Annotated in this window: 20 protein-coding genes; 5 read left to right on the top strand and 15 right to left on the bottom strand. The window is 73.7% G+C overall.

Annotation, left to right across the window (positions count from 1 at the left end):
* The 3 genes from ACQEVS_RS13940 to rsmI all read right to left on the bottom strand — a co-directional run bounded on the left by ACQEVS_RS13940 (position 1) and on the right by rsmI (position 2860).
* Positions 1-927 carry a TatD family hydrolase gene (locus ACQEVS_RS13940; protein ID WP_433020035.1) on the bottom strand — a complete coding sequence of 309 codons (927 nt, stop codon included), beginning with the start codon at positions 925-927 and terminating at the stop codon, positions 1-3.
* A gap of 80 nt (positions 928-1007) precedes the next feature.
* On the bottom strand, positions 1008-1484 hold the full coding sequence (locus tag ACQEVS_RS13945) for a hypothetical protein (RefSeq protein ID WP_433020038.1): 477 nt from the start codon (positions 1482-1484) through the stop codon (positions 1008-1010).
* Between the two features lie 491 nt (positions 1485-1975).
* Entirely contained in the window at positions 1976-2860 is an 885-nt protein-coding gene (rsmI, locus tag ACQEVS_RS13950; protein WP_433020041.1) for a 16S rRNA (cytidine(1402)-2'-O)-methyltransferase, read from the bottom strand.
* Positions 2861-2958: 98 nt separating this feature from the next.
* Here rsmI and ACQEVS_RS13955 point away from each other — a divergent pair, with 98 nt between their 5' ends.
* The 3 genes from ACQEVS_RS13955 to ACQEVS_RS13965 all read left to right on the top strand — a co-directional run bounded on the left by ACQEVS_RS13955 (position 2959) and on the right by ACQEVS_RS13965 (position 7632).
* A complete protein-coding gene (locus tag ACQEVS_RS13955) occupies positions 2959-4731 on the top strand; it encodes a dolichyl-phosphate-mannose--protein mannosyltransferase (RefSeq protein ID WP_433020044.1) in 1773 nt (590 codons plus the stop codon).
* Between the two features lie 189 nt (positions 4732-4920).
* On the top strand, positions 4921-6603 hold the full coding sequence (locus tag ACQEVS_RS13960; RefSeq protein WP_433020047.1) for a penicillin-binding transpeptidase domain-containing protein: 1683 nt from the start codon (positions 4921-4923) through the stop codon (positions 6601-6603).
* A 177-nt stretch (positions 6604-6780) separates the two neighbouring features.
* Complete coding sequence (locus ACQEVS_RS13965; protein WP_433020050.1) at positions 6781-7632, top strand: EamA family transporter; 852 nt, start codon at positions 6781-6783, stop codon at positions 7630-7632.
* 204 nt (positions 7633-7836) lie between these two features.
* Here ACQEVS_RS13965 and ACQEVS_RS13970 read toward each other — a convergent pair whose 3' ends face one another.
* The 8 genes from ACQEVS_RS13970 to ACQEVS_RS14005 all read right to left on the bottom strand — a co-directional run bounded on the left by ACQEVS_RS13970 (position 7837) and on the right by ACQEVS_RS14005 (position 17234).
* Positions 7837-8622: an SDR family NAD(P)-dependent oxidoreductase gene (locus ACQEVS_RS13970; RefSeq protein ID WP_433020053.1), complete on the bottom strand. Its 786-nt coding sequence runs from the start codon at positions 8620-8622 to the stop codon at positions 7837-7839.
* Positions 8623-8668: 46 nt separating this feature from the next.
* Positions 8669-9844: a serine hydrolase domain-containing protein gene (locus tag ACQEVS_RS13975; RefSeq protein WP_433020056.1), complete on the bottom strand. Its 1176-nt coding sequence runs from the start codon at positions 9842-9844 to the stop codon at positions 8669-8671.
* A gap of 208 nt (positions 9845-10052) precedes the next feature.
* Complete coding sequence (locus tag ACQEVS_RS13980; RefSeq protein WP_433020059.1) at positions 10053-10814, bottom strand: energy-coupling factor ABC transporter ATP-binding protein; 762 nt, start codon at positions 10812-10814, stop codon at positions 10053-10055.
* Positions 10811-11602 carry a cobalt ECF transporter T component CbiQ gene (gene cbiQ / locus ACQEVS_RS13985; protein WP_433020062.1) on the bottom strand — a complete coding sequence of 264 codons (792 nt, stop codon included), beginning with the start codon at positions 11600-11602 and terminating at the stop codon, positions 10811-10813. The genes ACQEVS_RS13980 and cbiQ overlap by 4 nt, the downstream gene beginning before the upstream one ends.
* A 1-nt stretch (position 11603) precedes the next feature.
* Entirely contained in the window at positions 11604-12629 is a 1026-nt protein-coding gene (locus tag ACQEVS_RS13990) for an energy-coupling factor ABC transporter permease (protein ID WP_433020065.1), read from the bottom strand.
* A gap of 216 nt (positions 12630-12845) precedes the next feature.
* Positions 12846-14042 carry a MarP family serine protease gene (locus tag ACQEVS_RS13995; protein WP_433020068.1) on the bottom strand — a complete coding sequence of 399 codons (1197 nt, stop codon included), beginning with the start codon at positions 14040-14042 and terminating at the stop codon, positions 12846-12848.
* 188 nt (positions 14043-14230) lie between these two features.
* Positions 14231-16486 carry an MMPL family transporter gene (locus ACQEVS_RS14000; protein ID WP_433020071.1) on the bottom strand — a complete coding sequence of 752 codons (2256 nt, stop codon included), beginning with the start codon at positions 16484-16486 and terminating at the stop codon, positions 14231-14233.
* Positions 16487-16634: 148 nt separating this feature from the next.
* Positions 16635-17234, bottom strand: coding sequence for a TetR/AcrR family transcriptional regulator (locus ACQEVS_RS14005; protein ID WP_433020074.1), 600 nt, complete (start codon positions 17232-17234; stop codon positions 16635-16637).
* A 267-nt stretch (positions 17235-17501) separates the two neighbouring features.
* Between ACQEVS_RS14005 and ACQEVS_RS14010 the strand changes: the two genes are divergently transcribed.
* Positions 17502-20846, top strand: coding sequence for a S41 family peptidase (locus ACQEVS_RS14010; RefSeq protein WP_433020077.1), 3345 nt, complete (start codon positions 17502-17504; stop codon positions 20844-20846).
* A 178-nt stretch (positions 20847-21024) separates the two neighbouring features.
* Here ACQEVS_RS14010 and ACQEVS_RS14015 read toward each other — a convergent pair whose 3' ends face one another.
* The 3 genes from ACQEVS_RS14015 to ACQEVS_RS14025 form a co-directional block, all read right to left on the bottom strand.
* Entirely contained in the window at positions 21025-21201 is a 177-nt protein-coding gene (locus ACQEVS_RS14015) for a hypothetical protein (protein ID WP_433020080.1), read from the bottom strand.
* A gap of 78 nt (positions 21202-21279) precedes the next feature.
* Positions 21280-22194 (bottom strand): SDR family oxidoreductase, encoded by a 915-nt coding sequence (locus ACQEVS_RS14020; protein WP_433020083.1) that lies wholly within the window; start codon positions 22192-22194, stop codon positions 21280-21282.
* Positions 22191-23711 (bottom strand): flavin-containing monooxygenase, encoded by a 1521-nt coding sequence (locus tag ACQEVS_RS14025; RefSeq protein WP_433020086.1) that lies wholly within the window; start codon positions 23709-23711, stop codon positions 22191-22193. Before ACQEVS_RS14025 ends, ACQEVS_RS14020 begins: the two co-directional genes overlap by 4 nt.
* Positions 23712-24014: 303 nt before the next feature.
* On the opposite strand from ACQEVS_RS14025, the gene ACQEVS_RS14030 reads away from it, so the two are divergent.
* Positions 24015-24818, top strand: a complete 804-nt coding sequence (locus ACQEVS_RS14030; RefSeq protein WP_433020089.1) for a MerR family transcriptional regulator — start codon at positions 24015-24017, stop codon at positions 24816-24818.
* Here the strand turns inward: ACQEVS_RS14030 and ACQEVS_RS14035 are convergent.
* Complete coding sequence (locus tag ACQEVS_RS14035) at positions 24794-25591, bottom strand: barstar family protein (RefSeq protein ID WP_433020092.1); 798 nt, start codon at positions 25589-25591, stop codon at positions 24794-24796. The genes ACQEVS_RS14030 and ACQEVS_RS14035 overlap by 25 nt on opposite strands.
* Positions 25592-25679 lie beyond the last annotated feature (88 nt).

A 25679-nucleotide genomic window follows, 5' to 3' on the forward strand; every position in this document is an offset into this window, starting at 1 on the left:
TCAGTACCCGAACGCGCGTGCGGTATTCGCCGCGACCGCCGTGGCCAGGGCGTCCTCGTCCACACCCTTCACCGCGGCCATCGCCCGGAGAGTGACCGGAATGAGGTACGGCGCGTTGGGCCGTCCGCGATACGGGGCGGGGGTGAGGAACGGCGCGTCGGTCTCGACGAGGACGCGGTCGAGCGGGGCGACCGCGAGGGCGTCGCGCAGCGGCTGGGCGTTCTTGAAGGTGATGTTCCCGGCGAAGGAGAGGTAGTACCCGGCCTCGGCGCAGACCTTCGCCATCGCCGCGTCGCCGGAGAAGCAGTGGAAGACGACCGTCTCGGGCGCCCCCTCCTCGGCGAGCACCCGCAGGACGTCGTCGTGCGCGTCCCGGTCGTGGATGACGAGGGCCTTGCCGTGCCGCTTGGCGATGGCGATGTGCCGGCGGAACGAGCGCTCCTGCGCGGCGACGCCCTCCGGGCCGGTGCGGAAGAAGTCGAGGCCCGTCTCGCCCACGCCCCGGACGTGGTCCAGGGCGGCCAGGGCGTCGATCTCGTCCAGGGCCGCGTCGAGGGCGGCGTCCCCGCCGGGCTCGCGGGCGCCCTGGCGGGACCAGCCGTCGGGATCCCCCAGGACGATCCGGGGCGCTTCGTTGGGGTGCAGGGCCACGGTGGCCCAGACCGCCTCGTGGGCGGCGGCCGTCTCGGCGGCCCAGCGGGAACCGGCCAGGTCGCACCCCACCTGGATCACCGTGGTGACCCCGACGGCGGCGGCCTTGGCCAGGGCGTCGGCGACCGTGCCGTCCTGCATGTCCAGATGGGTGTGCGAGTCGGCCACCGGCACGTTCAGCGGCGCCGGCGGGGGCGGAGGGGCGCTCTTGTCGTCCTTGTCGCCCTTCTTCCGTCCGCCGTCCGCCGTGCCGCTGTTCGATGCATTCGCCGCCATGGTCGGGATTCTAGGGACCGCTCCCGGGCCGTGCCCGGGGCGGGCTCCCCGTCCCCGCCGGCCTCGCGGTGGAGACCCGCCTACTTGCGGTGGAAGGGGTGCAGCAGGTCGGAGAGGTGCCAGTGCCGCGGTTCCCGGGGGGCGCGCTGCTCGTTGCCGACCGGGATGCCGCCGCTCATGAACGGCCCGGCGGGGGACGCCGGCGAGACCGTCGTCCGGGAGGCCAGGTGCAGCGCGTCCGCGATCTGGGAGACCTGTCCCGAGCGCATGATGCGGACGAGGTGTTCCCCGCAATTGGGGCAGGTGGGGCGGGTGAGCGGGGACGGGACGCGGTCGCCGTCCGTGTGGTACGTGACGAAGGGACGGCCCTCCGGGTCCACGTGGTGCACTATCTCGTACGACTGTTCCCAGCTGTGCGCGCACCTCATGCAGGCGAAGGCGTAGGACTCGTGCACCGTGTCGAGCCCCGTCCGGACGGCCGGCGCACCGGTTTCCGTCGCGGTGCGGATGGCGGTGCCGGACTCCACGCCTCGTGAGGTCCCTGCGGTCTCGCTCATGGCAGCTCCTCTTGTCCTCCGGACATTTCCCAGTCCGTTCGGACGTCCATCGGGATCGGATGTCCCACAACCAGGGAACGCCCATTCCCGCGTCGACGCAGCAGCCCATTCCTCGAATTGGGGCAAACTTAACCGCTACATGCCCGAAGAGCCCGGGAGCGAGGTCTGACCTTTGCTTTTCGCTCCAGCCCTTTACTTTACGGCGGGGCGCGGCGGCCGGCATTTCGTGAGGGAGGCGGCCGGGGCCCCGGTCCAGGCCATTCCGGGGCCGGTACCTGCGGTTCCGGGCGCCCGCTGGGGCTCGGCGGGCCGTTTCCGCAGTTCCGCGGGGGTGCTTCCCGGTAAACCGGCCGGCGGCCGGCTTCCGGTTTCCCGGAGGGAGCGCTTCCGACGGGTTCCGGCAGTTCCGGAGCGGTCCCCGCCCGGTTCCCGGAGAACGCCTCCGGGTTACCGGCGAGAATCGTTCCGTTACCGCTTCCCGGGACCCCGCGCTACCGCTGCCCTTCCCCGGATCCCCCGGCTCCCCCGGATTTCGCCGCGGTTTTCGCCGCCACGACCGCGTCGAACACCTCGCGCTTGGGCAGCCCGGCCTCGGCCGCGACCGCGGCGATGGCCTCCTTGCGGCGCTCGCCCGCCTCCTCCCGGACGCGTACCCGCCGGACCAGTTCGTCGGCGTCGACCTCTCCCGGCCCCTTCTCGGGGGCGCCCTCCACGACGACGGTGATCTCCCCGCGGACGCCCTCGGCGGCCCACGCGGCCAGCTCGGCCAGCGGGCCCCGCCGCACCTCCTCGTAGGTCTTGGTCAGCTCACGGCAGACCGCGGCCCGCCGCTCGCCGCCGAACACCTCGGCCATCGCGGCGAGGGTGTCGTCCAGCCGGTGCGGCGCCTCGAAGTAGACGAGGGTGCGGCGCTCGTCCGCCACCTCGCGCAGCCGCCCGAGCCGCTCCCCGGCCTTGCGCGGCAGGAAGCCCTCGAAGCAGAACCGGTCCACCGGCAGCCCGGAGACGGCCAGCGCGGTCAGCACCGCGGACGGCCCGGGGACGGCCGTCACCTTCACCCCGCGCTCCACGGCGGCGGCCACCAGCCGGTAGCCGGGGTCCGAGACCGACGGCATTCCGGCGTCGGTGACCAGCAGCACCCGCGCGCCCCCGGTCAGCGCCTCGACGAGCTCGGGCGTGCGGGACGACTCGTTGCCCTCGAAGTAGGAGACGACCCGGCCGGTGGTGTGCACCCCCAGCGCCTGGGTGAGCCGGCGCAGCCGCCGGGTGTCCTCCGCCGCGATCACTTCGGCGGCGGCGAGCTCGGCGGCCAGCCGGGGCGGCGCGTCGGCGACGTCGCCGATGGGGGTTCCTGCCAATACGAGCGTTCCAGTCACGCCCCCATCCTCGCAGGCGCGCCCCGGGCCCCCGGGGCGCCGGGCCGCGACCGCGCGCTCCCCGGCGCCCGCGGCGGCCGGTTCCCTACGATGGCGCGGTGACCAGTGACACCGCGACCCAGGGCCGGCCGAGCCGCGCGGCGGCCGGACAGCCGCCTTCGTGGCCGACCCGGCTGCGCCGCTTCGGATACGCGGCCCCCGAGCGCCGGACCGGCGTGCGGGAGCGGCTCGTGCCCCCGTACCGGGAGCCGGGCACCGGCGTGTGGGAGGCGCTCGGCGTGCGGCCGGGGCCCGCGCGGCTGCTGGCGCGCTCCCTGGGCTGGCTGGGGCCGCTGCTGGTCACACTGATCGCCGGGCTGACGCGGTTCCACAACCTGGGCAGCCCGCGAGCGGTGATATTCGACGAGACGTACTACGCCAAGGACGCCTGGGCGCTCTGGAAGTACGGCTACGAGGCCAAGTGGCCTGAGGACAAGGACCTCAACCAGCGGATCGTCGACGGGTACGACCACATCGCCGACGTGCCGTCGTACGTGGTCCACCCGCCGGCCGGCAAGTGGGTCATCGGCCTGGGCGAGCAGTTCTTCGGCCTGACGCCCTTCGGCTGGCGCTTCATGCTCGCGCTGCTCGGCACGCTCTCCGTGCTGATGCTGTGCCGCATCGGCCGCCGGCTCTTCCGCTCCACGCTGCTGGGCTGCGTCGCGGGCGCGCTGATGGCCGTGGACGGCATGCACTTCGTGATGAGCCGCACCTCGCTGCTCGACCTGGTCCTGATGTTCTTCGTGCTGGCGGCGTTCGGCTGCGTACTGGTCGACCGCGACCGGGCGCGGGCCCGGCTGGCCGCCGCGCTGCCCGACGACCCGGCGACCGGCGACGTCCGCCCCGACGCGGAGACCGCCCGGACCCTGCGACTCGGTTGGCGGCCGTGGCGGATCGCCGCCGGGGTGTTCCTGGGGCTGGCGGCGGCGACGAAGTGGAACGGCGCTGTCTACCTGGCGGCGTTCGGGGTGCTCGTCGTGCTGTGGGACGTCGGCTCGCGCCGCCTGGCCGGGGCCCGCCGCCCCTGGCGCACGGTACTGCGGCGGGACGCGCCGTGGGCGTTCCTCTCCCTGGTCCCGGTCGCGGTCGCGACCTACCTGGCCACCTGGACCGGCTGGTTCGCCAACAGCGGCACCTACAGCCGGACCCAGGGCTGGCAGCACAGCGGCTACTACCGGCACTGGGCGGAGACCGAGGGCGGCTACGGCACGGACGGCTTCCTCGCCGGCGTCCTCAACCCGCTGCGCAGCCTCTGGCACTACGAGCAGGAGGTGTGGAGGTTCAACACCACCCTCAACTCGCCGCACACTTACCAGTCCAACCCGTGGAGCTGGCTGGTCCAGGGCCGTCCCGTCTCCTACTTCTACGAGTCGCCCGCCGCGGGCGTCGACGGCTGCCCGTCCGACGCCGGGGGGAAGTGCGCGCGCGAGGTGCTGGCGCTCGGCACGCCCCTGCTGTGGTGGGCCGCCTGCTTCGCCCTCGCCTACCTGCTCTTCCGCTGGTTCTTCCGGCGGGACTGGCGGGCCGGCGCGATCCTGTGCGGGACGGCCGCGGGCCTGCTGCCGTGGTTCCAGTGGCAGGACCGGACCATCTTCGACTTCTACACCGTGGTCTTCGTGCCGTTCCTGTGCCTGGCGGTGGCCATGATGATCGGAGCGATCAGCGGGCCACGGGGGGCGTCGGAACGCCGGAGGGTGACGGGCGTGGTCGGCGCGGGCGCGCTCTTCCTGCTCATCGTCTGGAACTTCATCTACTTCTTCCCCATCTACACCGGGCAGCCGATCCCCATGGACGCCTGGCGGAACCGGATGTGGCTGGACACCTGGATCTGACGGTCCCCGCCCGGCCATCTCCCTTTCCATACGCGCGTATTGAGCACCCTTGATGTACAAGCGTATTGAGCACCCGCGCGTGGTTCGTCTCACGCCGTCACCGCGGGTGCGTTGTCAGTGCCCTCCCGTAATGTGCTGACCCGTGACGGACCGCGACCGTCCGGGTCGCGGCCGGGGAGGGGGTCGATCATGGGCGCGGGAACGAAGGCCGTGGTGGCGGCCGTCGTCGCGGTGGCGCTGGGGGGCGCCGGGTACGCGGGGTACGCCTTGGTGGACGACGTGGACCGGAGCACGCACCGGGAGGCGGCGCCGGCCCGGACGGGTCCGCCGAAGGCGCCGGAAGTGGAAGGGACCGCGCGGGACTTCCTGGCCGCCTGGTCCCGCGGCGACGTGGAGGAGGCCGCGGCCCTCACCGACAACGCGCCGGCCGCCTCGGTCGCGCTGACCGGCTACCGCGACGACGCACACATCCGGAAGGTGACGTTCCGGCAGGGTGCGGCCACGGGGACCGAGGTGCCGTTCACCGTCACCGCCGAGATCGTCTACAAGGGCCGCGCCACCACCTGGACGTACCCCTCCAAGCTGGGCGTGGTGCGCGGCAGAACGAGCGGGCGGGCCGTCGTCGACTGGCGGCCGGCCGTCCTCCACCCCCGGCTGACCGCCGGCGAGACGCTGACCACCGGGCCCGCCCGGGGATCCGCCGTGACGGTCACCGACCGTGCCGGCAAGCCGCTGGACGCCCGGACCTACCCCTCGCTCGCGGGCATCCTGCCGGAACTGCGCAAGCGGTTCGGGGAGAAGGCGATGGACGGCCGCCCGCGGGTGGAGGTACGGGCCGAGGGGCCGGGGAGCGGCACCGGACAAGAGGCGTCGGCCGGGCAGGGGACGTCGGCAGGAGAAGGGGCGTCCACCGGGCAAGGCGCGGAGAAGGTCCTGCACGTGGTCTCCGAGGGCGGCCCGGCCGAGATCCGGACGACGCTGGACGCGGGGGCGCAGCGGGCGGCCGAGGCGGCCGTGGCCGCGCGGTCCGAGGCGTCGGTGGTGGCCGTCCGGCCGAGCACCGGGGAGATCCTGGCCGTCGCGGACACCGGCGCACGGCGGGCCGGCTTCAACGCGGCGCTGCTGGGCCGGACCGCCCCCGGCTCGACGATGAAGATGGTCACCGCCGCGCTGCTGCTGGAGCGCGGCAAGGCACGGCCGGATCTGCCGCTCCCCTGCCTCCGATACGCGACGTACGGCAAGCAGTTCCACAACGTGGAGCGGAGCGAGAACCCCGGGGCCACCTTCGCCCAGGACTTCGCCGCCTCCTGCAACACCGCCTTCGTCTCGCTCGCCGGCCACATCGCCGACGGCGACCTCGCCGCCGAGGCGCGGGACGTGTTCGGCATCGGCGGGGACGACTGGCAGACCGGGGTCACCACGTTCGACGGCCGGATACCGCCCGACACCGGCGCGGGGAAGGCGGCGGCGATGATAGGCCAGGGCACGGTCCAGATGAACCCGCTCACCATGGCCTCGGTCACGGCCACCGTCCGCGACGGCACGTTCCGCCAGCCGCACCTGGTGGACCCCAAGCGCTTCGGCCTGCAACCGGCGCACGCGGCCCGCCCGTTGTCTCCGGTGACGGCCCGCGCACTGCGCGGAATGATGCGGCTGACCGCCGTCTCCGGAACGGGACGGACGGCGATGTCCGGCCTCGGCGGCGAGATAGGCGCCAAGACGGGATCCGCCGAGATCGACCGACAGCCGCAGCCCAACGGCTGGTTCGCCGCCTACCGCGACGACATGGCCGCGGCGGCGGTCGTCCCCCGGGGCGGCCACGGCGGCGATTCGGCGGGGCCGGTGGTGGCGGCGGTGCTGCGGGCGGGGTGAGCGGCCGGCCCGTCCGGCGTTCGTGGGGGCCGGGGCACCCCGGCCGACCCGCACACCCCGGCCGACCCGCACACAGAGGCCGACCCGCGCACAGTGACGGAGGTGACAGCAGAAAGCAACCGACCCGCATAGCGTCGCGGGCATGCGCACTCACGACTCCCCACACGGCCCCGCCTCGTGACCCCGCTGGTCATCGCCGCCGTCCTGGCCGCGGCGGTCACCCACGCAGGCTGGAACGCCATCGCCCACGGCATCCGCGACCAGTTGACGGCCTTCACCCTGGTCGGGGCGGGCAACTGCCTCGGCGGGCTGGCGCTGATGCCGTTCGTCCCGGCACCGGACGCGGACTCCTGGCCGTACCTGGCGGCGTCCGGGGTGCTGCACGTGCTCTACATGGCCCTGCTGATGCGCTCGTTCTCCCTCGGCGACTTCGGCCAGGCGTACCCGATCGCCCGGGGCACCGCGCCCCTGGTGGTCACCGTCCTGGCCGCCGTCCTCGCGGGCGAATTGCCGAACGGGTGGCAACTGGCCGGAGTGGCCGTGGCGTCCACCGGCCTGGTGGGCGTCGCCCTCTGGGGCATCAGGGGCTCGGGCGCTCCCCCGCAGTGGCCGGCGATCGGCGCGGCGGCGGCCACCGGCCTGGCCATCGCCGGGTACACGGTCGTCGACGGCATGGGCGTCCGCGTGTCCGGCTCCTCTCTTGGTTTCACCGCCTGGTTGATGGTGCTGGAGGGACTGCCGGTGCCGCTGTACGCCCTGGCGGTCCGGAAGCGGGACGCGCTCGCCGCGGCGCGGCCGTACGCGGTGCGGGGCCTGCTCGGCGGGTTCATGTCGATGCTCGCCTATGGGTTGGTGCTGTGGGCGCAGACGCGGGGGCGGATGGCACCGATCGCCGCGCTGCGGGAGTCGTCGATCATCGTCGGCGCGGCGATCGGGACGCTGCTCTTCAAGGAGCGCTTCGGTGCGCCGCGGGTCGCGGCGGCGGCTTTGGTGGTGGCGGGGATAGGGCTGATGTTGCACGCCGGTTGAGGCCGGCGGTTGTGGGGCCCCGGTCCCTCCCCAGAGGGGGGACCCCCACTTCGCCGTTTCCGCGGGGGCCAGCCCCCGTACCCCCGAAACCGCGCTTCGCGCGGTTGTCCTCAATCGCCGGACGGGCTGAAGTGTGCGCCCGGGCGCGATATCCAGCCCGTTGGGGGTCCCCCTCTGGGGGAGGGACCGGGGCGCACCCACCCCTCACCTCCCCCGAAGCGCTCCCCGCAGGCCGACGTTGGCCACCAGGATCCCGCCGTCGACGGGAAGGGTCACCCCAGTGATCCACGACGCGTCCCGCGAAGCGAGGAACGCGACGGCAGCGGCGACATCCTCCGGCCGTCCCACCCGCCCCAGCGGATAATGCGCGGCGGCCCGCGCCAAAGCATCCTCCCGCCCGTCCCAGTTGGGCGTGTGCACCGTCCCCGGAGCGATGAGGTTGACGCGGACCCCGCGTGCCGCCGCCTCGCCCGCGAGGGTGCGGGTGAGGCTCGCGAGGCCCGCCTTGGCCGCGCTGTAGGCGTGGTTGCCGAAGTCCTGTTCGCCGTTGACGGAGCCGATGTTGACGATCGCGCCGCGCCCGCCCGCGGCGGCCAGGTGCGGCAGGGCCGCGCGGGCGCAGCGGAAGGCGCCGCCGAGGGTGACGTCGAGGTCGCGGTGCCAGAGCTCGTCGGAGTGGTCCTCGAAGTGCTCGGGGTCACGGCCGCAGGAGAGGGCGTTGTTGACGAGGACGTCGAGGCCGCCGAAGCGGTCGGCCGCGTGGGCCACGGCCGCTTCCACGGCCTGCCGGTCCGTGACGTCGCAGACGTGCGCCTCGGCGACGAGGCCGGCCTCGCGAATGGCGTGGGCGGTTCCTTCGGCCCGGTCGCCGTCCGCGTCCGTGACGAGGACGTGGGCGCCCTCGCCGGCGAGCCGCAGGGCGGTGGCGGCGCCGATGCCCCGCCCGGCGCCCGTGATCAGGACGGACCAGCCGTCGAACCGCCGCGTCATGGAAGCCCCTTTCGCACCACCGGTCACACCGTCCGGGGGCTGTTCCCTACCCCGCCAGGGCGCGGGCAACCGCCCGGACCAGGGCCTGCGCGCGCGGGTCGGCCGTCACGTTCTTCTGCATGCCGTTGGTGACGTAGCCGAGGGAGATGCCGGATTCGGGGTCGGCGAAGCCCAGGGAGCCGCCGCGGCCCGGGTGGCCGAAGGAGCCGGCCGCGAGCAGCGGCGAGGCGGGTCCGTGCAGCATGTAGCCCAGTCCGAAACGGGTGTTGGCTATGAGGACGCGGTCGGGCCCGGCGGACTCCTCGCTGCGGGCCAGGGTGAGCGTGGCGGGCGCGAACAACCGCCGTCCGCCGTCCTCGACGTCGCCGATGAGCGCCGCGTAGAAGCGCGACAGCGCCTCCGCCGTGGCGACGCCCGCCGAGGCCGGGAGCACGGCGGCCCGGTAGGCGGGGTCGTTCTCGTCGGGCAGCGGGTCGATGGCCGCGAACGCGCGCCGGGTGAGCGACGCGGGGTCGCGGTAGGCGTCGGAGACGGCCCGCTTGGGGCGGACGCGCAGGCCGGGCGTGCCGGTCCCGGCGGGCGGTTCGACGTCGCCGATGCGCCCGGCGCGGTGCTGTTCGGTCTCCGGCAGCCCGAGCCACAGGTCGAGTCCCAGGGGTGCGGCGATCTCGTCGGCGATCCACGCGCCGATGTCGCGGCCGGTGACGCGCCGGACGAGTTCGCCGACGGTCCAGCTGTAGGTCTGGGCGTGGTAGCCGTGGTCGGTGCCCGGCTCCCAGGCGGGCGCCTGCGCGGCGACGGCGCGCGGACCGCTGACGCCGTCGCGGGCCTGCTCGGGGGTGAGCGGGGTGTCGAGGACGGGCACGCCCGCGCGGTGCGCGAGGAGGTGCCGGACGAGGACGCGCTCCTTGCCTGCGGCCTTGAACTCGGGCCAGTAGGTGCCGACGGGCGCGTCGAGGTCCACCTGCCCGCGCTGGTGCAGCAGCAACGGCACGGCCGCCGCGACGCCCTTGGTGGCGGAGCGCACGATCTGCGCGGTGTCCGGCGTCCACGGCGTACCGCCGTCGACGTCCCGGGTGCCGCCCCACAGGTCGACGACCTTCCGGCCGTCCCGGTGGACGACCACGGCCGCGCCGCGCTCGCCGCGGCGCGCGAAGTTGTCGGCGAAGGCGTCCCGGACCGGTTCGAAACCGTCCGCCACCGTGCCCTGGACGTCCGTCACTGCTGTTCTGCTCCCCTTGATCCCGCTGGTCCCACAGGTCCCACCGGTCCGTTCGCCGTACATGTCCTTCCATGGTGCATCGCGTCCGGCACCTCCCGGTGACCGGGGCGCCCGCCGCCGTCGCCCGGCCGGCCGGGCGTCCCCGCTCCCCGGCGGCCTCCTGACGCTTTGCCGGGCCGGGAGCGGCCATCCCCTGACGTGACGGGGATCACGCCCCGGGCCGGGCCGCGACCGCCCGCGGGTCGAAGCCGAAGGGGAGTTCCAGCCGGTGTGACCGCAGCAGTTCCGCGTCGCCGAGCAGGGTCCGCGTCGGCCCGTCGGCGACGATCGTCCCGCCGCTGAGGACGACGGACCGCTCGCAGAGTTCCAGGGCGTAGGGGAGGTCGTGGGTGACCATCAGCACGGTGACGTCCAGGCTCCGCAGGACGTCGGCGAGTTCCCGGCGGGAGGCGGGGTCGAGGTTGGAGGACGGCTCGTCGAGGACGAGGATCTCGGGCTCCATGGCCAGGACGGTGGCGACCGCGACCCGCCGCCGCTGCCCGAACGACAGGTGGTGCGGCGGCCGGTCGGCGAAGCCGGCCATGCCCACCCGGTCCAGGGCCCGGCGCACACAGGCGTCGAGCGCGGCACCGCGCGTCCCGGCCGTGGCCGGCCCGAACGCGACGTCCTCCCGGACGGTGGGCATGAACAGCTGGTCGTCCGGGTCCTGGAAGACGACGCCGACCCGCCGCCGGATCTCGGCGAGGTGCGGCGCGGCGACCGGCAGCCCGGCCACCCGCACCGTTCCTGCGCCGCCGCCGAGGATGCCGTTGAGGTGCAGGACGAGGGTGGTCTTGCCGGCCCCGTTGGGTCCGAGCAGGGCCACACGCTCGCTCTGACGTATCGTCAGATCGACGCTGTGGAGCGCCTGATGGCCGTCCGGGTAGGCGAAGGCGAGCCCCGCGACCTCCAGTGAGAACGGAACCGTCACAGCGGCACCCCTTCCGTCGTCAGGCGGACCGCCAGCGCGGCCAGCGGCAGGACGGCGGCGCACGCCCACTGCGCGCGGCTCGCGCCGGCCGCCCCCGTCACGCCCCCGGTCTCGGGGAGGGTGCCGGTGTAACCGCGGCTGACCATCGCGAGGTGGACGCGCTCGCCGCGCTCGTAGGCGCGGATGAACAGCGCCCCGGCGGACGCGGCCAGCACCCGCCAGTGGCGCACGCCCCGGGCGGTGTGGCCCCGGGACTCGCGGGCGACGCGCATGCGCCGCATCTCGTCGGCGACCACGTCCCCGTACCGGATCATGAACGCGGCGATCTGCACCAGCAGGGCGGGCACCCGCAGGCGTCGCAGGCCGAGCAGCAGGTCCCGCAGGCCGGTGGTGGAGGCGAGCAGGACGGACGCGGCGACGCCCAGCGTGCCCTTGGCCAGCAGCGTCCCGGCGTCCCGGAGGCCGGACTCGCTCAGCGGCAGCCCCAGCACGTCCACCCGCGGTCCCCGCGCCACGAACGGCAGCAGCAGCGCGAACGCCACGAACGGCAGCTCGATCGCCAGCCGGCGCAGGACGGTCCCGGCGGGCAGCCGGGCGACGGCCGTGACGGCGGCGAGCAGCGCCGCGTGGCACGCGAACGCCCATGGCGGCGTGGCCGGGGTGGCGGCCACGACGAGCATGAAGCCGCACGCCGACACGACCTTGCACTGCGCGGGCAGCGTGTGCACGGGCGAGTCGCCCGGCCGGTACAGCGATCCGTGGACGGCCGCCGCGTGCCCGGCGCCCATGTCAGACGGCCTCGGTCCGCCGGGCCTCCGCCTCGGCCACCGGCGGCGCGGCCGGCCGGGCCCGCCGGCGGCGCAGCACCACGAGGACGCCCGTGCCGGCCGCCAGGGTGACGCCGACGCCGACGACCCCGGCGAGCGCCCCGGACGCGCGGGCGTCGGAGACGTCCTTCACCCGGTAGTCGGCCAGCGGCGAACCCTCGGTGGCGGTCTCCCGGGCCTTGCGGTCGATGCCCTTGTCCCGGGCGACCTTCTCCAGGCCGTCGGGGGTGCTCGCCGCGTAGTAGCTGACGAATCCGGCGAGTACGACGGTGACGGCCATGACCACGGCGGCGAAACGGCGGCGCGGGCGGGGGGCGCGGGCCGACGCGGCGGGGGCGCGGGTCACGGCGCGGGCGCCGTGGACGAGGTCGGGGCGGACGGCCATGACCGCGCCCACCGTCATGGCCGTGATCACCGCCTCGCCCACGCCGATCAGCACGTGCACCCCGGTCATGGCCGCGAACACCGTCCCGACCGGCACGTCGGTCGTGCCGCCGAGGGCGTAGAACAGGGTGAAGACGCAGGCCGCGGCCGGGACGGAGACCAGCGCCGCGCCGAACGACGCGAACGTGACCGCGCGCGGCCGGCGCGGCAGCACCGCCAGCAGACCGCGGAACACCGCGTAGCCGACGACCGTCGTCGTCACGGCCATGTCGGTGATGTTGACGCCGAGCGCGGTGAGGCCGCCGTCCGCGAAGAGGAACGCCTGGGCCAGCAGGACGACCGTTATGCAGAGCAGGCCCGTCCACGGGCCGGCCAGGATCGCGGCGAGGGCGCCGCCCAGCAGGTGGCCGCTGGTGCCCGCGGCGACCGGGAAGTTGAGCATCTGCACGGCGAACACGAACGCCGCGACCAGGCCGGCGAGGGGCGCGGCGCCGGCGTCGAGCTCCCGGCGCGCGCCACGCAGGGCCAGGGCCACGGCGGTGGCGGCGACGGCTCCCGCGGCGAGGGAGACGGGTGGGTCGATGTATCCGTCCGGTACGTGCATGGGCGCCCACTTTCGGTCCGTGCCGATCGTGCAGGGGTGAACCGCTCGCATGATGGGCGCGTTGCGAAGCCCTCGCAAGAGCGTGCGGCGCGCGCTTGCGCGCCCCCGGCGGGGGCTGTGCCCCGGTCCCTCCACTTCGCCGATTCCTGGGGGCGAGCCCCCCAGACCCCCGAAACCGCGCTCCGCGCGGTTGTCCTCAATCGCCGGACGGGCTGATCAAAGCGCCGCCCTGCTCCCCGTGCTCACCGCCTGCGTAGCCGTCGCCCCCAGCCGCGCGTCCTCCGCCACCTGTGCGGCGGTCAGCACGTACCCCGTCTCCGCATTGGCCGTCGACCGCGCGAAAACGACCCCGTACACCTTCCCCGAAGGAGTAAGCAGCGGCCCGCCCGAGTTCCCCGGCCGCACAGTGGACCGCACCGAGTACACCTGCCGGGTCGCGAGCCCGTCCCCGTAGATGTCCTGCCCCTTCGCCCGCAGCTCGTTGGCGACGGTCGCGGCCCGCAGGTCGAGGCCGCCGTTCTCGGGGAAGCCCGCGACGACCGCGGCGTCGCCCCGCTTGGCGGACTTGTCGAAGGGCAGGACGGGCGCGTCGAGGCCGGGGACGTCGAGGACGGCGACGTCCGTCTCGGGGTCGAAGAGGACGACCTTGGCGCGGTGCGGGCGGCCGACGCCGCCGACGCGGACGGTCGGGTCGGTGACGCCGGCGACCACGTGCGCGTTGGTCATCACGTGCCCGGAGGCGTAGACGAAGCCGCTGCCCTCCTGGCCGCGCCGCCCGCCGTCGACGTCGGCGACGCCCTCGACCTTGACGACGGACGTCCGCGCGGCGCGGTTGGCGGCGACGGTGACGGCGTCGCCGGAGGGCTTGGCGACGCTGGTGGCGGGCTCGTTCTCGAACGGGTTGAAGACCTGGGGGAAGCCGGCGCCGGTGAGGGCGTCGGTGGTCCGGCTGAACCAGGTCGGGGCCTGCTCGGGCATCGTGTCCTGGACCGCGCCGAGCACCCGCGAGTCGCGTATCTGCCCGGTGAGCAGCGTGGAGTTCGCCGAGACGAGGACGCTGGCGGCGACCCAGGCCACCAGCAGGACGGCCAGCCCGTTGACGACCGCGCCGCCGGCGCCGTCCACCCCGCGCACGGGCGCCCAGGTGAGCCGCCGACGCAGGCTCCAGGCGAGCCGCCCGGCCAGGGCGTGCCCGAGGACGGCCGGGACGAGGACGACGAGGACCGCCACCACGGCGGCCGACGACGAGCCGGGCTCGAAGTGGCCGACGACGGAGGGCAGCGCCCAGACGCCCAGGACGGCACCGCCCAGGAAGCCGGCGAGCAGCACGGCGCTCGCCACGAGGCCGCGCCGGAAGCCGGAGACGGCGTAGCCGAGGACGACGAGGAGCAGAAGCACATCGAGCAGGTTCACCAGTGGAGCCCTTTCCCTTCACCCGCGCCCCCGACCGCGGCCACGGTCGCATGCGCCCGTGGATTAGGGAAAACGCGCGTTTCCGTACGAACGGTTCCCCGAGGTGGGCTTCGCCACGTCGGGGAATACGGAACAGGCCCGTCCCCCGCCGAGGCGGAAGGACGGGCCCGAGGCACCCAGCGCGAGCGTCAGACGCGGGTCAGCCGGGGGTCGGCGTCCGGGTCGGGGTCGCCGGCCCGGTCCTCCGCGGCGCCCGAGGGAGCGGCCAGCTGCTTCCGCAGCCCCTCCCCCTCGACGTCCACGTTCGGCAGGGCCTTGTCCAGCCAGGACGGCAGCCACCAGGCCGCCTTGCCGAGCAGCGCGAGGACGGCGGGGACGATGGCCATGCGGACGATGAACGCGTCGAAGAAGACGGCGATGGCGAGACCGAAGCCGATCATCTTGATCATCGACTCGGAGGAGCCGATGAACCCGGCGAAGACGCTGATCATGATGACCGCCGCCGCCGTGACCACCCGCGCGCCGTGCCGGAAGCCGGTCACCACGGCGTCGCCCGGGCTCTCGCCGTGGACGAACGCCTCGCGCATCCGGGTCACGAGGAAGACCTCGTAGTCCATGGCCAGGCCGAAGACCACGCCGACCATGAAGATCGGCATCATGCTCATGATGGGGCCGGTCTCCTCGACGCCGAACACCCCGCTGAGCCAGCCCCACTGGAAGACGGCCACGACCGCGCCGAGCGCCGCCACGACGGAGAGCAGGAAGCCCAGGGCCGCCTTGAGCGGCACGAGCACCGACCGGAAGACGACGATCAGCAGCAGGAAGGCGAGGCCGACGACCAGCGCCAGGTAGGGCAGCAGCGCGTCGTTCAGCTTCTGCGAGACGTCGATGTTCATCGCCGTCGTGCCGGTGACCAGGACGGTCGCGCCGGTCTCCGCCTTCAGGCCGGTGCGCTCGGCCCGGATCGCGTGGACGAGGTCCTCGGTCTGCTCGCCGCTCGGCTTGGAGGTGGGGACGACGTTGAAGACGGCCGTGTCGCCGTCCTTGTTGGGCATCGGCGGGGTGACCGCGGCGACGCCCTTCATGCCGCCCACGGTCTTGGCCACGGTCTGCGCGGCCTTCGGGTCCTTGGCGCCCTTGGCGTCCACGACGACCATCAGCGGCCCGTTGTAGCCGGGGCCGAAGCCCTCGGCGATCATGTCGTACGCCTTGCGCTGCGTGGTCTTCACCGGCTGCGAGCTGTCGTCCGGCAGGCCGAGCTGGAGGGACGCGGCGGGCGCGGCGAGCGCGCCGAGGCCGACGATGCCCGCCACCAGCACCCACACCGGGCGGCGCAGGACGAAACGGGCCCAGCGGGTGCCCATGTTGGGCTTGTCCGCGGCCGGGGCCGGGGTCCCGCCCTCGTCCGCCGTCTTGGCCTTGCCGGCCTTGCGGACCTTGCGGGCCAGCACCTGGCGGCCGGCGAAGCCCAGCAGCGCGGGGATGAGGGTGAGCGCGACGAGGACGGCGACGACCACCGTGCCGGCCGCGGCCATGCCCATCTTGGTGAGCATCGGGATGTTGACGACCGCGAGGCCGACCAGGGCGATGACGACGGTGAGGCCGGCGAAGACCACCGCGGAGCCGGCGGTTCCGACCGCGCGGCCCGCGGCTTCCTCCCGTTCCCTGCCCTCGGCGAGTTCGGCCCGGTACCGGGAGACGATGAACAGCGCGTAGTCGATGCCGACCGCGAGGCCGATCATCATGGCGAGCGTCGAGGTGTTGCCGGAGAGGTTCAGCGTGGACGCGAGCGCGGCGATGGACGAGACGCCGATGCCCACCCCGATGAGCGCGGTGAGCAGCGGGAGTCCGGCCGCGATCAGCGAACCGAAGGTGATCACCAGGACGACCGCGGAGACGATGATGCCGATGATCTCGGTGGACCCGGTCTCCGGCATCTTCTGCAGGGCGCTGCCGCCCATCTCGACGGTGAGCCCGCTCTCCCGCCCGTGCTTCTGCGCCGCGTCGAGGGTGTCGCGGGAGGCGTCGGTGAGCTTGTTGGAGGCTTCCTTGTAGGTCACCAGGACGTACGCGGTGCTGCCGTCCTTGCTGACGGTGTGCGCCTGGAATGGGCTGGGCGCCGACGCGACCTGTGGGCCGGTCAGCTCGCCGACGACCTTCTCGACGGCGGCCTTGTTCTTCGGCTCGGTGATCTTCTGGCCGTCGGGGGCCTGGAAGACGACGCGCGCGGAGGCGGCGTCGGCCTTCTTGCCGGGGTACCGGTGGCCCAGCAGGTCGAAGGCGGTCTGCGCCTCCGTGCCGGGTATGGAGAAGCTGTCGTTGGTGGACTTGGACGCGGTGGCGGCGCCGGCGCCGGCGAGGCCGAGCAGCAGCACCCATATGAGGGCTACGTACCAGCGGCGCCGGAAGGCGAGCCGGCCGAGTTTGTAGAGGAAGGTGGCCACGAGGAGGTCTACTCCCGTCGGGTCGGAGAAACGAGCAACTGGCAGTGGGGAACCAGCCCGACGACGAGAGCGGCGCGCCAGGTGGATCAGTGGGGAGATATCGGGATGTACCGGCTCGTCGCGGTAAGGGTCCGGGACGAGCCGGGGCTCAGCGGCCGAGGGCGGGGAGCACCACGGCGTCGATGAAGCGGGCGAGGTAGTCGGCGTCCGCCGGCCGGTCCTCGACCAGCGGGCGAGTGACGAAGGCGCCGAGCAGGATGTGTGCGACGAACTCCATCGCGGGGGTGTCCGGCGCGACCTCGCCGCGGGCCACGGCCCGGTCCAGCAGCCGTCGCAGGGCCGCCTTCTCGGGCTCGACCAGCAGCTCCCGCAGGGCCCGGTGGAGTTCGGGGTTGCAGTGGACGGCGTGGCCGAGGCCCCGCACGAGCGCCGCGTCCCGTTCCATCTGCGCGGGGTCCGCGCAGGCCGTCAGGGCCACCAGGTCGCCGCGCAGGGTCCCGGTGTCGATGTCGTCGAGCTTGAGCGGCTTGGTGTGCCGCAGGGCGCTCGCGACCAGTTCCGGCTTGCCCTTCCACTGGCGGTAGAGGGTGGCCTTGCTGGACCGGGTGCGGGCCGCCACGGCGTCCATGGTCAGCGCCTCGTACCCGACCTCGCGGAGGATCGCGAGGACGGCCTCGTAGAGCTCCGCCTCGCGTTCCGGCGTGAGCCGGGTACGGCGGGCCGGCGGCGCCGCGGGTTCCTCGGGCATGCCGCACCTCCTCGGCTGGGTGTCGACGTGAGTCTCGACTCGGGGTCTCGAACGTGAGGTCCCGGCTCCGGGCCTCAGCTTGAGATCCCGTCTTCGGGCCTCGACTTGCGGTCCCGACTCGGGGCCTCAACTGAACGAAACTGTTTCGTACAGTACGAGCGTACGACCGCCCTTAACGAAACGACGCCGTTTCGACCGTGGCGTGCGTCACGCGTGGCGCGTGTCACGGCCCGGGTTGCCGGTGCACCGAACGGTGGAAACCATGAAGTGGTGAGCGATGCCTACCTGAGGTACCCCCATCTCCACGGCGATCTGCTCTGTTTCGTCGCGGAGGACGACCTGTGGCTGTCCCCCCTGCCGGGGGCGGAGGGCGGCAAGGACCGCGCGTGGCGGCTGACCGTCGACCGCACCCGGCTGGGCCACCCGAGGTTCTCCCCCGACGGCCGCCGGATCGCCTTCACCAGCTGGCGCAGCCTCGACCCCGAGGTGCACCTCGTCCCCGTCGACGGCGGGCCGGCCCGCAGACTGACGTACTGGGGCAGCACCGACGCCCGGGTGTGCGGCTGGACGCCGCCGGGCCGCGACGGCGGCAGCGACATCCTCGCCGTCTCCTCGCACGGCCAGCCCTTCTCGTACTTCTCCTGGGCCTACCGGCTGCCCACCGACGGCAGCCCCGGCCTGCGCCTGCCGTGGGGTCCGGTGTCCGACATCGCGATGCGCGGCGGGCACGGCCCCGGCGACGCGCCCGGCGAGACCCTGCTGCTCACCGGCAAGCCGCCGCACGAGCCGGCCTCCTGGAAGCGGTACCGGGGCGGGGCCATGGGACGGCTGTGGCTGATGGAGAAGCGGCTGGTGCCGGAGCTGGGCGGGCACCTGGACGCGGTGATGTTCGTCGGCGACCGGATCGCGTTCCTCTCCGACCACGAGGGCATCGCCAACCTCTACTCCTGCCTCCCCGACGGCACCGGTCTCCGCCGCCACACCGACCACGCCGACTTCTACGCCCGGCACGCCTCCACCGACGGCAGCCGGGTCGTCTACCAGTGCGCGGGCGACCTGTGGCTGGTGGACGACCTCGGCCCGGACTCCGTCCCGCGCCGGCTGGACCTCCGCCTCGGCGGGCCGCGCGCCGGGCGGCGCACGTACCAGGTGCAGGCCGCCTCGCACGTCGACGCGCTGGCCGTCGACACCACGGGCCGGGCGAGCGCCGTCCAGGTACGCGGCAGCCTCTACTGGCTGACGCACCGCGACGGTCCCGCGCGGGCCATCGCGGACACCCCGGGCGTCCGCGTCCGGCTGCCCGAGATGCTCGGTTCGACGGGCCGGGTCGCGTACATCACCGACGCGGAGGGCGAGGACGCCGTCGAGATCGCCCGGCTGCCGAGCGCGGCGGGGACGGGGGAGCACCGGCGGCTGGCGGCAGGGCGGATCGGGCGGGTGCACGAGACGCTGTCGTCGCCGGACGGCTCGCGGCTGGCGATCGCCGCGCACGACGGGCGGCTGCTGCTGGTGGACACGTCCGCGGAGGGGAACGCGGAGGGGAACGACCCGGCGGAGGGCGGGGAGGACCCGTCGCGGGCCGGGGAGGGCTCGCCGGAGGTGAGCGAGCTCGTCCGCTCCGACAACGGCCCGGTCCGCGACCTGGCCTTCTCCCCCGACTCCGGCTGGCTGGCCTGGTCCCACCCGGGCGTCGGCCGCTCCCTGCGCCAGATCAGGATCGCGCGCCTCTCCGACCGGATGGTCGTGGACGTCACCAACGGCCGCTTCGAGGACGAGCAGCCCGTCTTCACCCGCGACGGCCGCTACCTCGCCTTCCTCTCCTGGCGCGGCTTCGATCCGGTGTACGACGTGCACACCGGCGACCTGTCGTTCCCGCTGGGCTGCCGCCCGTACCTCGTCCCGCTCTCCTCGGCGACCCCCTCGCCGTTCGCGCTGACGGCGGAGGGCCGCCCGGCCGGGGGCGGGCTGGACGTCGACGGCACAGCCGGTACGGACGGCGGCGGCCCGGTGACCGTGGAGACGGAGGGGCTGGAGAACCGCGTCACGCCGTTCCCCGTGGCCGCCTCCAAGTACTCACACCTCCGCCCGGTGCACGGCGGCGGACTGGTGTGGCTGCGCTGGCCCATCTCCGGCGCCCTCGGCGAGACCTTCGCCAACCCCGCCGACACCTCCGGCCGCCCCACGCTCGAACACTTCGACCTGTGCAAGGCCAAGCGCACCGAACTCACCGCCTCCCTCGACTGGTTCGAGGTCAGCGGCGACGGCACCCGGCTCGTCGTCAACGACGAGGGCGAGCTGCGGGCCGCGCCCGCGACGGAGGGCGGCGACGCCGACTCCGTCGTCCACATCGACATGCGCCGCATCCTGCACGAGGTGGACCCGGCCGCCGAGTGGCGGCAGGCGTACGCGGAGGCCGGCCGGATCGTCCGCGCCTACTTCTGGGAGCCCGGCATGGGCGGCGTCGACTGGGACGCGGTCCTGGAGCAGTACCGTCCGCTGGTCGAACGCGTCGCCTCCCCCGACGACTTCGCCGACCTCCTCCGCGAGGTGCTGGGCGAACTGGGCACCTCCCACGCGTACGTCATCGGCTCCCGCCGCAACGAGGGCCCGCCGCACTACCAGCGCGCCATCGGCCTGCTCGGCGCCAACCTCGTCCGGCTCAAGGACGGCCGCTGGGCGGTGCGCCGCATCCTGCCCGGCGACTCGTCGGACTCCAAGGCCCGCTCGCCGCTGGCCGGTTCGGGCATCCGGGAGGGCGCCGTCCTCACCCACGTGGACGGCCGGCCGGTCGACCCGGTCGCCGGCCCGTACCCGCTGCTGGCCGCCGCCGGCGGTACCACCGTCGAGCTCGCCTTCGCCCCGGCGGAAGGCGACGGCCCCGCCCGCCGGGTGGCGGTGGTGCCCCTGATCGACGAACGCCCGCTCCGCTACCAGGACTGGGTGGCGAAACGCCGCGCGGTCGTCCGCGAACTGAGCGGCGGCAAATGCGGCTACCTGCACATCCCCGACATGGGCGGCTCCGGCTGGGCCCAGTTCAACCGCGACCTGCGGATGGAGATGTCCCGGCCCGCCCTGATCGTGGACGTCCGCGGCAACGCGGGCGGCAACATCAGCGAACTGGTCGTGGAGAAGCTCACCCGGACCATCATCGGCTGGGACGTCACCCGGGGCGCGAAGCCGGTCAGCTACGCCTCCAACGCGCCGCGCGGCCCGGTCGTCGCCATCGCCGACGAGATGACGTCCTCCGACGGCGACATGATCACCGCCGCGTTCAAGCTCCAGGGCATCGGGCCCGTCGTCGGCCTGCGCACCTGGGGCGGCGTCATCGGCATGACCGGCCGGCACCGGCTCGGGGACGGCACGGCGATCACGGTGCCGACGAACGCGGCGTGGTTCGACGCGTACGGCTGGGACGTCGAGAACCACGGCGTGGAGCCGGACATCGAGGTCGACCGGACGCCGGTGGACTGGGCCGAGGGCCGCCACAAGCAACTCGACGACGCGGTCCGCCTGGCCCTGGACCTCCTGGAACGCCACGGCGCGACCACCCCGCCGGACTACACCGCCGTCCCGGACCGCGCCCGCCCCGTACTCCCGCCACGGAGCGGCTGATCAGCCCCCCACCAGCCCGTCCGGCGCTTGAGGACAGCGCGCGAAGCGCGCTTCGGGGGCCGCGGGGCACAGCCCCCGCAAGAAACGGGAAGGGGCGGGGCTGGGGAACACCCCAAAAGGGCGCGCCCTGAAACCAGGGCGCGCCCCTCACACCACGAGCCGGGACGGCTCGACGACGTCAGCGATCGTCGATCTCATCACGAACGTCGTCGAACGACGCCTGCCGCCCCTGCTCCCCCTTCTCCCGCAGCCGGTCCTGCCCCTGCTGCCCCCGCTGCTGCGCCTGCTCCTTCGCCTGCTGCATCTTCTCCTTGGCCTTCTGGGCCTTGCCCTGCATCTCGTCCTTCATACCCATGCGTGTTCACTCCTCGGAGAGATCAAACCGATCGAACCGGGACCAGCCTCACACGCTCCGACAAGCCCCGCATTTCGATCAGTGACGCTCCGTACTCACCCGCCCGATCCCCTTCCCACGGGCATCGGCGGCCCCACCGGCGCCCAACAGCCCCGAGGCTTTCACCGAGGCGAGCCGGGGCCCGAACCGCCGCATCTCGCGCCGCGCCCCGAGCGCCACCAGCGCGGGCAGCGCCGCCCGCACCGGCTGGACGCCGCGCAGCCACCGCTGGGCGTACACGTGCGCCGAGCGCCGTTCGATGCCCGCCACGAGCCGCTCGACGGCGGGGTCGAGCGGATACGTCCGGTTCGCCGGCCACGGCAGCCGCTGCCGCATCTCCCGCATCACGGCGTTCTCGTCGGCGCCGCGCACCATGTCGGTCTCCGTCCAGCTCAGGTACCCCACACCGACCCGTACGCCCCGGTGCGCGACCTCGGCGCGCAGCCCGTGCGCGTACGCCTCCACGCCCGCCTTGGACGCGCAGTACGCGGTCATCATCGGCGCGGGCGCGAGCGCGGCGAACGAGGCGATCTGCAACAGATAGCCGCGGCTTTCGAGGAGGGCCGGCAGGAAGGCGCGGCCGGTGACGGCGGAGCCGATCAGGTTGACCTCGACGACCCGCCGCCAGACGGCGAAGTCGCAGCCGTCGAGCGGACTGCCGGTGGCGACACCGGCGTTGGCGACGACGGCGTCGATCCGCCCGAAGCGCTCGCCGACCTCGTGGGCGACCTGCTCCATCGCCTCCTGATCGGTGACATCGGCGGTCCAGCACCCCGCGTCCGTCCGCAACCCTCCGGCCACCCGGCGGAGTTCGTCCGGCTCCAGCCCGACGAGGGCGAGCCGGGCGCCGCGCGCCGACAGCTTGCGGGCGAGCAACTCCCCCACCCCACGTGCCGCTCCGGTCACGACGACGACCTGACCGGCGAGGCCGTTCCGACGGATTCCCGCGCTCATCGCGCCACCACCCCTTCACCCTGCTCCGCCACGACACCCGTACGGCGCCGCCGGGGTTCCCGCAGCACCTGGTACTCCTGCAGATCCACCCGCCGGGTGACCCGGCGGAACTCGGCCGTCGTCCCCGGCCAGGCCGTGGTGTTACGGCCCTCGGAGTCGAGATACCAGCTGTCGCAACCGCCGGTGTTCCACACGGTCCGCTCCATCCGCCGCTGGAGGCCGCGGTTCCAGGCGTTGACGGCGGACGGCCGGGCGACGAGCGCGGTCCGCCCGCCGAGAACGTCGAGTTGACGCAGGAAATCGGCCAGATAGTTCAGCTGCGACTCGATCATCAGGATCATCGAGCTGTTCCCGAGGCCGGTGTTGGGCCCGATGATGAAGAGGAGGTTGGGGAATCCGGCGGCGGTGGTGCCGCGCAGCGCGGCCATGCCGTCCTTCCACGTCTCGGCGAGCGTCGTGCCGTCGGCGCCGGTGATCCGCCGGGCGATCGGCATGTCGGTCACCCGGAACCCGGTGCCGAAGACGAGCGCGTCGGCCTCGACCCGCGCCCCGTCGGCGGCGACGAGTCCGGACCCGCGCACCTCGGCCAGCCCGGACGCCACGACATCGACGTTCTCCCTGGTCAGGGCCGGATAGTAGTCGTTGGAGAGCAGGATGCGCTTGCAGCCGATGCGGTAGTCGGGGGTGAGCCTCGCCCGCAGCTCGGGGTCCTTCACGGAGCGACGCAGATGGGCCTTGGCCAGCGTCTCCACGAAGCCGAGCCGCTCGGGCCGTCTCGTGAACGCTCCCACCTGCGCCTCGCGTATGCCCCACAGCATCCCGCGCCGCACGGCCCGCGTCGCCGGAACCTTCCCGTGCAGCCACCGCTCCACTCCGGTGATCCGCCGGTCGGCCCGGGGCAGCACCCAGGCCGGCGTGCGCTGGAAGAGGGTGAGCCGGGAGACGTCCGGCTGGATCGCGGGGACGATCTGGATCGCCGAAGCCCCCGTGCCGACCACGGCGACGCGCTTGCCGCGCAGGTCGATGTCGTGGTCCCAGCGGGCGGAGTGGAAGACGGGCCCGGGGAACGCGTCCAGCCCCGGGATCTCCGGCAGCCGCGGGTCGGAGAGCGGCCCGGTGGCGGAGACGACGACGTCGGCGGTGTACGCGCCGGAGGCGGTGTCCAGCTCCCAGCGCATCCGCTCGGCGTCCCACCGCGCCGATCGCACCTCGGAGTTCAGCCGGAGATGCGGCCGGAGCCCGAACGTGTCGGTGACGCGCTCCAGGTACGCCCGTATGTGCGGCTGCCCGGAGAAGTTGCGCGGCCACTCGGCGTTGGGCGCGAAGGAGAAGGAGTAGAGATGCGACGGAACATCGCAGGCGCACCCGGGATAGGTGTTGTCCCGCCAGGTCCCGCCGATCGCCCCGGCCCGTTCGAGGACGACGAAGTCCGTCACCCCCTCCCGCCGAAGCCGCACGGCCGCCCCCAGCCCCCCGAACCCGGACCCGATCACCGCCACGCGCACGTGCTCGGCCATACCACTGCCTCCCGGATCGCAACGCATCGCGCCAGTGATTGCTGGCACGGTGCGAGCGTAGGGGGGCGCCGTACCGAGCGGTAGGGGTGCGACAGAAGGAAGTTACCCTCGGTTGCACCCTCCAGCCCGTCCGGCGCCGAAGACCGCCGGCCCCTCCGGCCCGTCCGGCGTTTGAGGACAGCGCGCGAAGCGCGCTTCCGGGGCACGCGGGGCGCCGCCCCCGCAAGAAACAGTGAATGGGGGTGCCCCCTCTGGGGGAGGGACAGGGGCACCCTCCCCCGCCCACCCCTTTACGCTGCCCGCGTGACCACCGAACCCCCCAACGCCGCCCCGCCCACCCCCGAAAAGCGCGAGTACCGCACGGCAGAACTCGCGGAAGCAGCCGGCATCCCCCTCCGAACCCTCCGCTTCTACCGCGAACGCAAACTCCTCCCACCCCCACGCCGCGAGGGCCGCATCGCCTGGTACGACGGCACCCACCTCACCCGCCTCCGCACCATCACCGCCCTCCTGGAGCGCGGCCACACCCTAGGTGGCATCGCGGACCTGCTGGCCGCCTTCGAAGGCGGCCGCAACGTGGCCGAACTCCTCGGCATGGACGGCACGCTGAGCACCCCTTGGTCCGGGGAGACCCCGGCCCGCCTGAGCGCGGAAGAACTGGCGGACACCTTCGCGGGCCAGGTCACGCCCGAGAACCTCGCCGCCGCACTCGACATCGGCTACCTCGCCGTGGACGGCGAGGAGTTCGTTCACGTCAGCCGCCGCCTCCTGGACGCGTCCACCGAACTGGTCCGCGCCGGCGTCCCCCTGTCCGCCGTCCTGGAGGCCGGCCGCCAGGTCCGCGCCCACGCCGACGCCCTGGCCGAACTCTTCACCGACCTCATCCGCACCCACGCCCAGAAAAACGCCCCCACCCCCGACGAGGCCGACGCCACCCTGCGCACCCTGGAAAAACTCCGCCCGGTCTCCCAGACCGTGGTCGACGCGGAGGTCTCCATGGCCATGGACCGCCACATAAGAGCGAACGCGGAAGGCTGGGCGCAGACACCCGCACCCGAGAACAACCCGGCCGAGGCCGGGAATCACCGCAACTCGACGTCCACCTGAAACTCTCCCAGCACCTCGAGAACCGCCTCGAAGAAGCTGTACTCCTCCCCTTGCGGCGACAACCGTCGCCCAAGAGCACGCCGGGCGACATCGGAGTGCTCCCAGACAAGCGTGAAGGGCGCCGTCACACCGAACCCCCCGCCCAGACAATCGTCGAGAGCGTCGAGACACCCGCCGAAGTACCCGCCGGGCCCGTTGACGGCCTCACCGAGGGCCAGGTAAAGACCGGGCTTATCGGTGACGAACCGTCCGTCCAGGTGATACCGACGCCCGGGCGGAGGTGCGGTATGCCACTTCCGACAGCCATGGCTCCGCACCAGGTGAAGCCATGCCTCCCGCTCCGGTGTCCCGTACGACGACCATGAGTTGACGCGTTCGGGCATCCCGCCCCGCCGCCTTTCCCAGGCCGTCCGCTCGTACGGAAAGGGCCCCTCCCACGACTCACCGACGACGTCGATATCCACCAGCCCGTCCCCGAACGCGGAGGGCCGCCACCCGGCCACCTCGATGCTCGTGTAGTGCTCGGCGAAGCTCTCCCCCCGCAGATCCAATGGCCCCAGCCACACCCGCCCCAACCGCAGCGCCCGCCGCGTCCCCCGGGCGAGGGCGTCCCGCAACTCCTTCTCGGGCGCGACGCCGAGCAACCGCAGCCGTCCGCTCCCCCGCGCGCCGTCGGCTGCGGGCACGATCTCGGTGAAGTCCCCGCACCGCCCGAGCCACTGCCCCTCGTCGTGCAGCCGGACGCCCGCGCCCAGGTATGGGTCGTCGGGCATCCCGTAGACGTCCTCTGCCCCTTCGACACTGACATCAAACAGCCCGCTTTGCCCCGCGTGCGGCCGCCACCCGGTCACCCGCGCGTCC

Origin of the sequence: Streptomyces sp. CA-181903 (assembly GCF_050937075.1) — a bacterium.
In the GTDB taxonomy this organism is placed as follows: Bacteria; Actinomycetota; Actinomycetes; order Streptomycetales; family Streptomycetaceae; genus Streptomyces.

Bases quoted from the DNA above. Each gene is read 5' to 3' on its own strand.
- ACQEVS_RS13940 (WP_433020035.1), bottom strand. From the start codon at position 927: ATGGCGGCGAATGCATCGAACAGCGGCACGGCGGACGGCGGACGGAAG.
- ACQEVS_RS13945 (WP_433020038.1), bottom strand. From the start codon at position 1,484: ATGAGCGAGACCGCAGGGACCTCACGAGGCGTGGAGTCCGGCACCGCC.
- ACQEVS_RS13960 (WP_433020047.1), top strand. From the start codon at position 4,921: ATGGGCGCGGGAACGAAGGCCGTGGTGGCGGCCGTCGTCGCGGTGGCG.
- ACQEVS_RS13970 (WP_433020053.1), bottom strand. From the start codon at position 8,622: ATGACGCGGCGGTTCGACGGCTGGTCCGTCCTGATCACGGGCGCCGGG.
- cbiQ (WP_433020062.1), bottom strand. From the start codon at position 11,602: ATGGGCGCCGGGCACGCGGCGGCCGTCCACGGATCGCTGTACCGGCCG.
- ACQEVS_RS13990 (WP_433020065.1), bottom strand. From the start codon at position 12,629: ATGCACGTACCGGACGGATACATCGACCCACCCGTCTCCCTCGCCGCG.
- ACQEVS_RS14005 (WP_433020074.1), bottom strand. From the start codon at position 17,234: ATGCCCGAGGAACCCGCGGCGCCGCCGGCCCGCCGTACCCGGCTCACG.
- ACQEVS_RS14015 (WP_433020080.1), bottom strand. From the start codon at position 21,201: ATGGGTATGAAGGACGAGATGCAGGGCAAGGCCCAGAAGGCCAAGGAG.
- ACQEVS_RS14020 (WP_433020083.1), bottom strand. From the start codon at position 22,194: ATGAGCGCGGGAATCCGTCGGAACGGCCTCGCCGGTCAGGTCGTCGTC.
- ACQEVS_RS14025 (WP_433020086.1), bottom strand. From the start codon at position 23,711: ATGGCCGAGCACGTGCGCGTGGCGGTGATCGGGTCCGGGTTCGGGGGG.
- ACQEVS_RS14035 (WP_433020092.1), bottom strand. From the start codon at position 25,591: ATGCCCGACGACCCATACCTGGGCGCGGGCGTCCGGCTGCACGACGAG.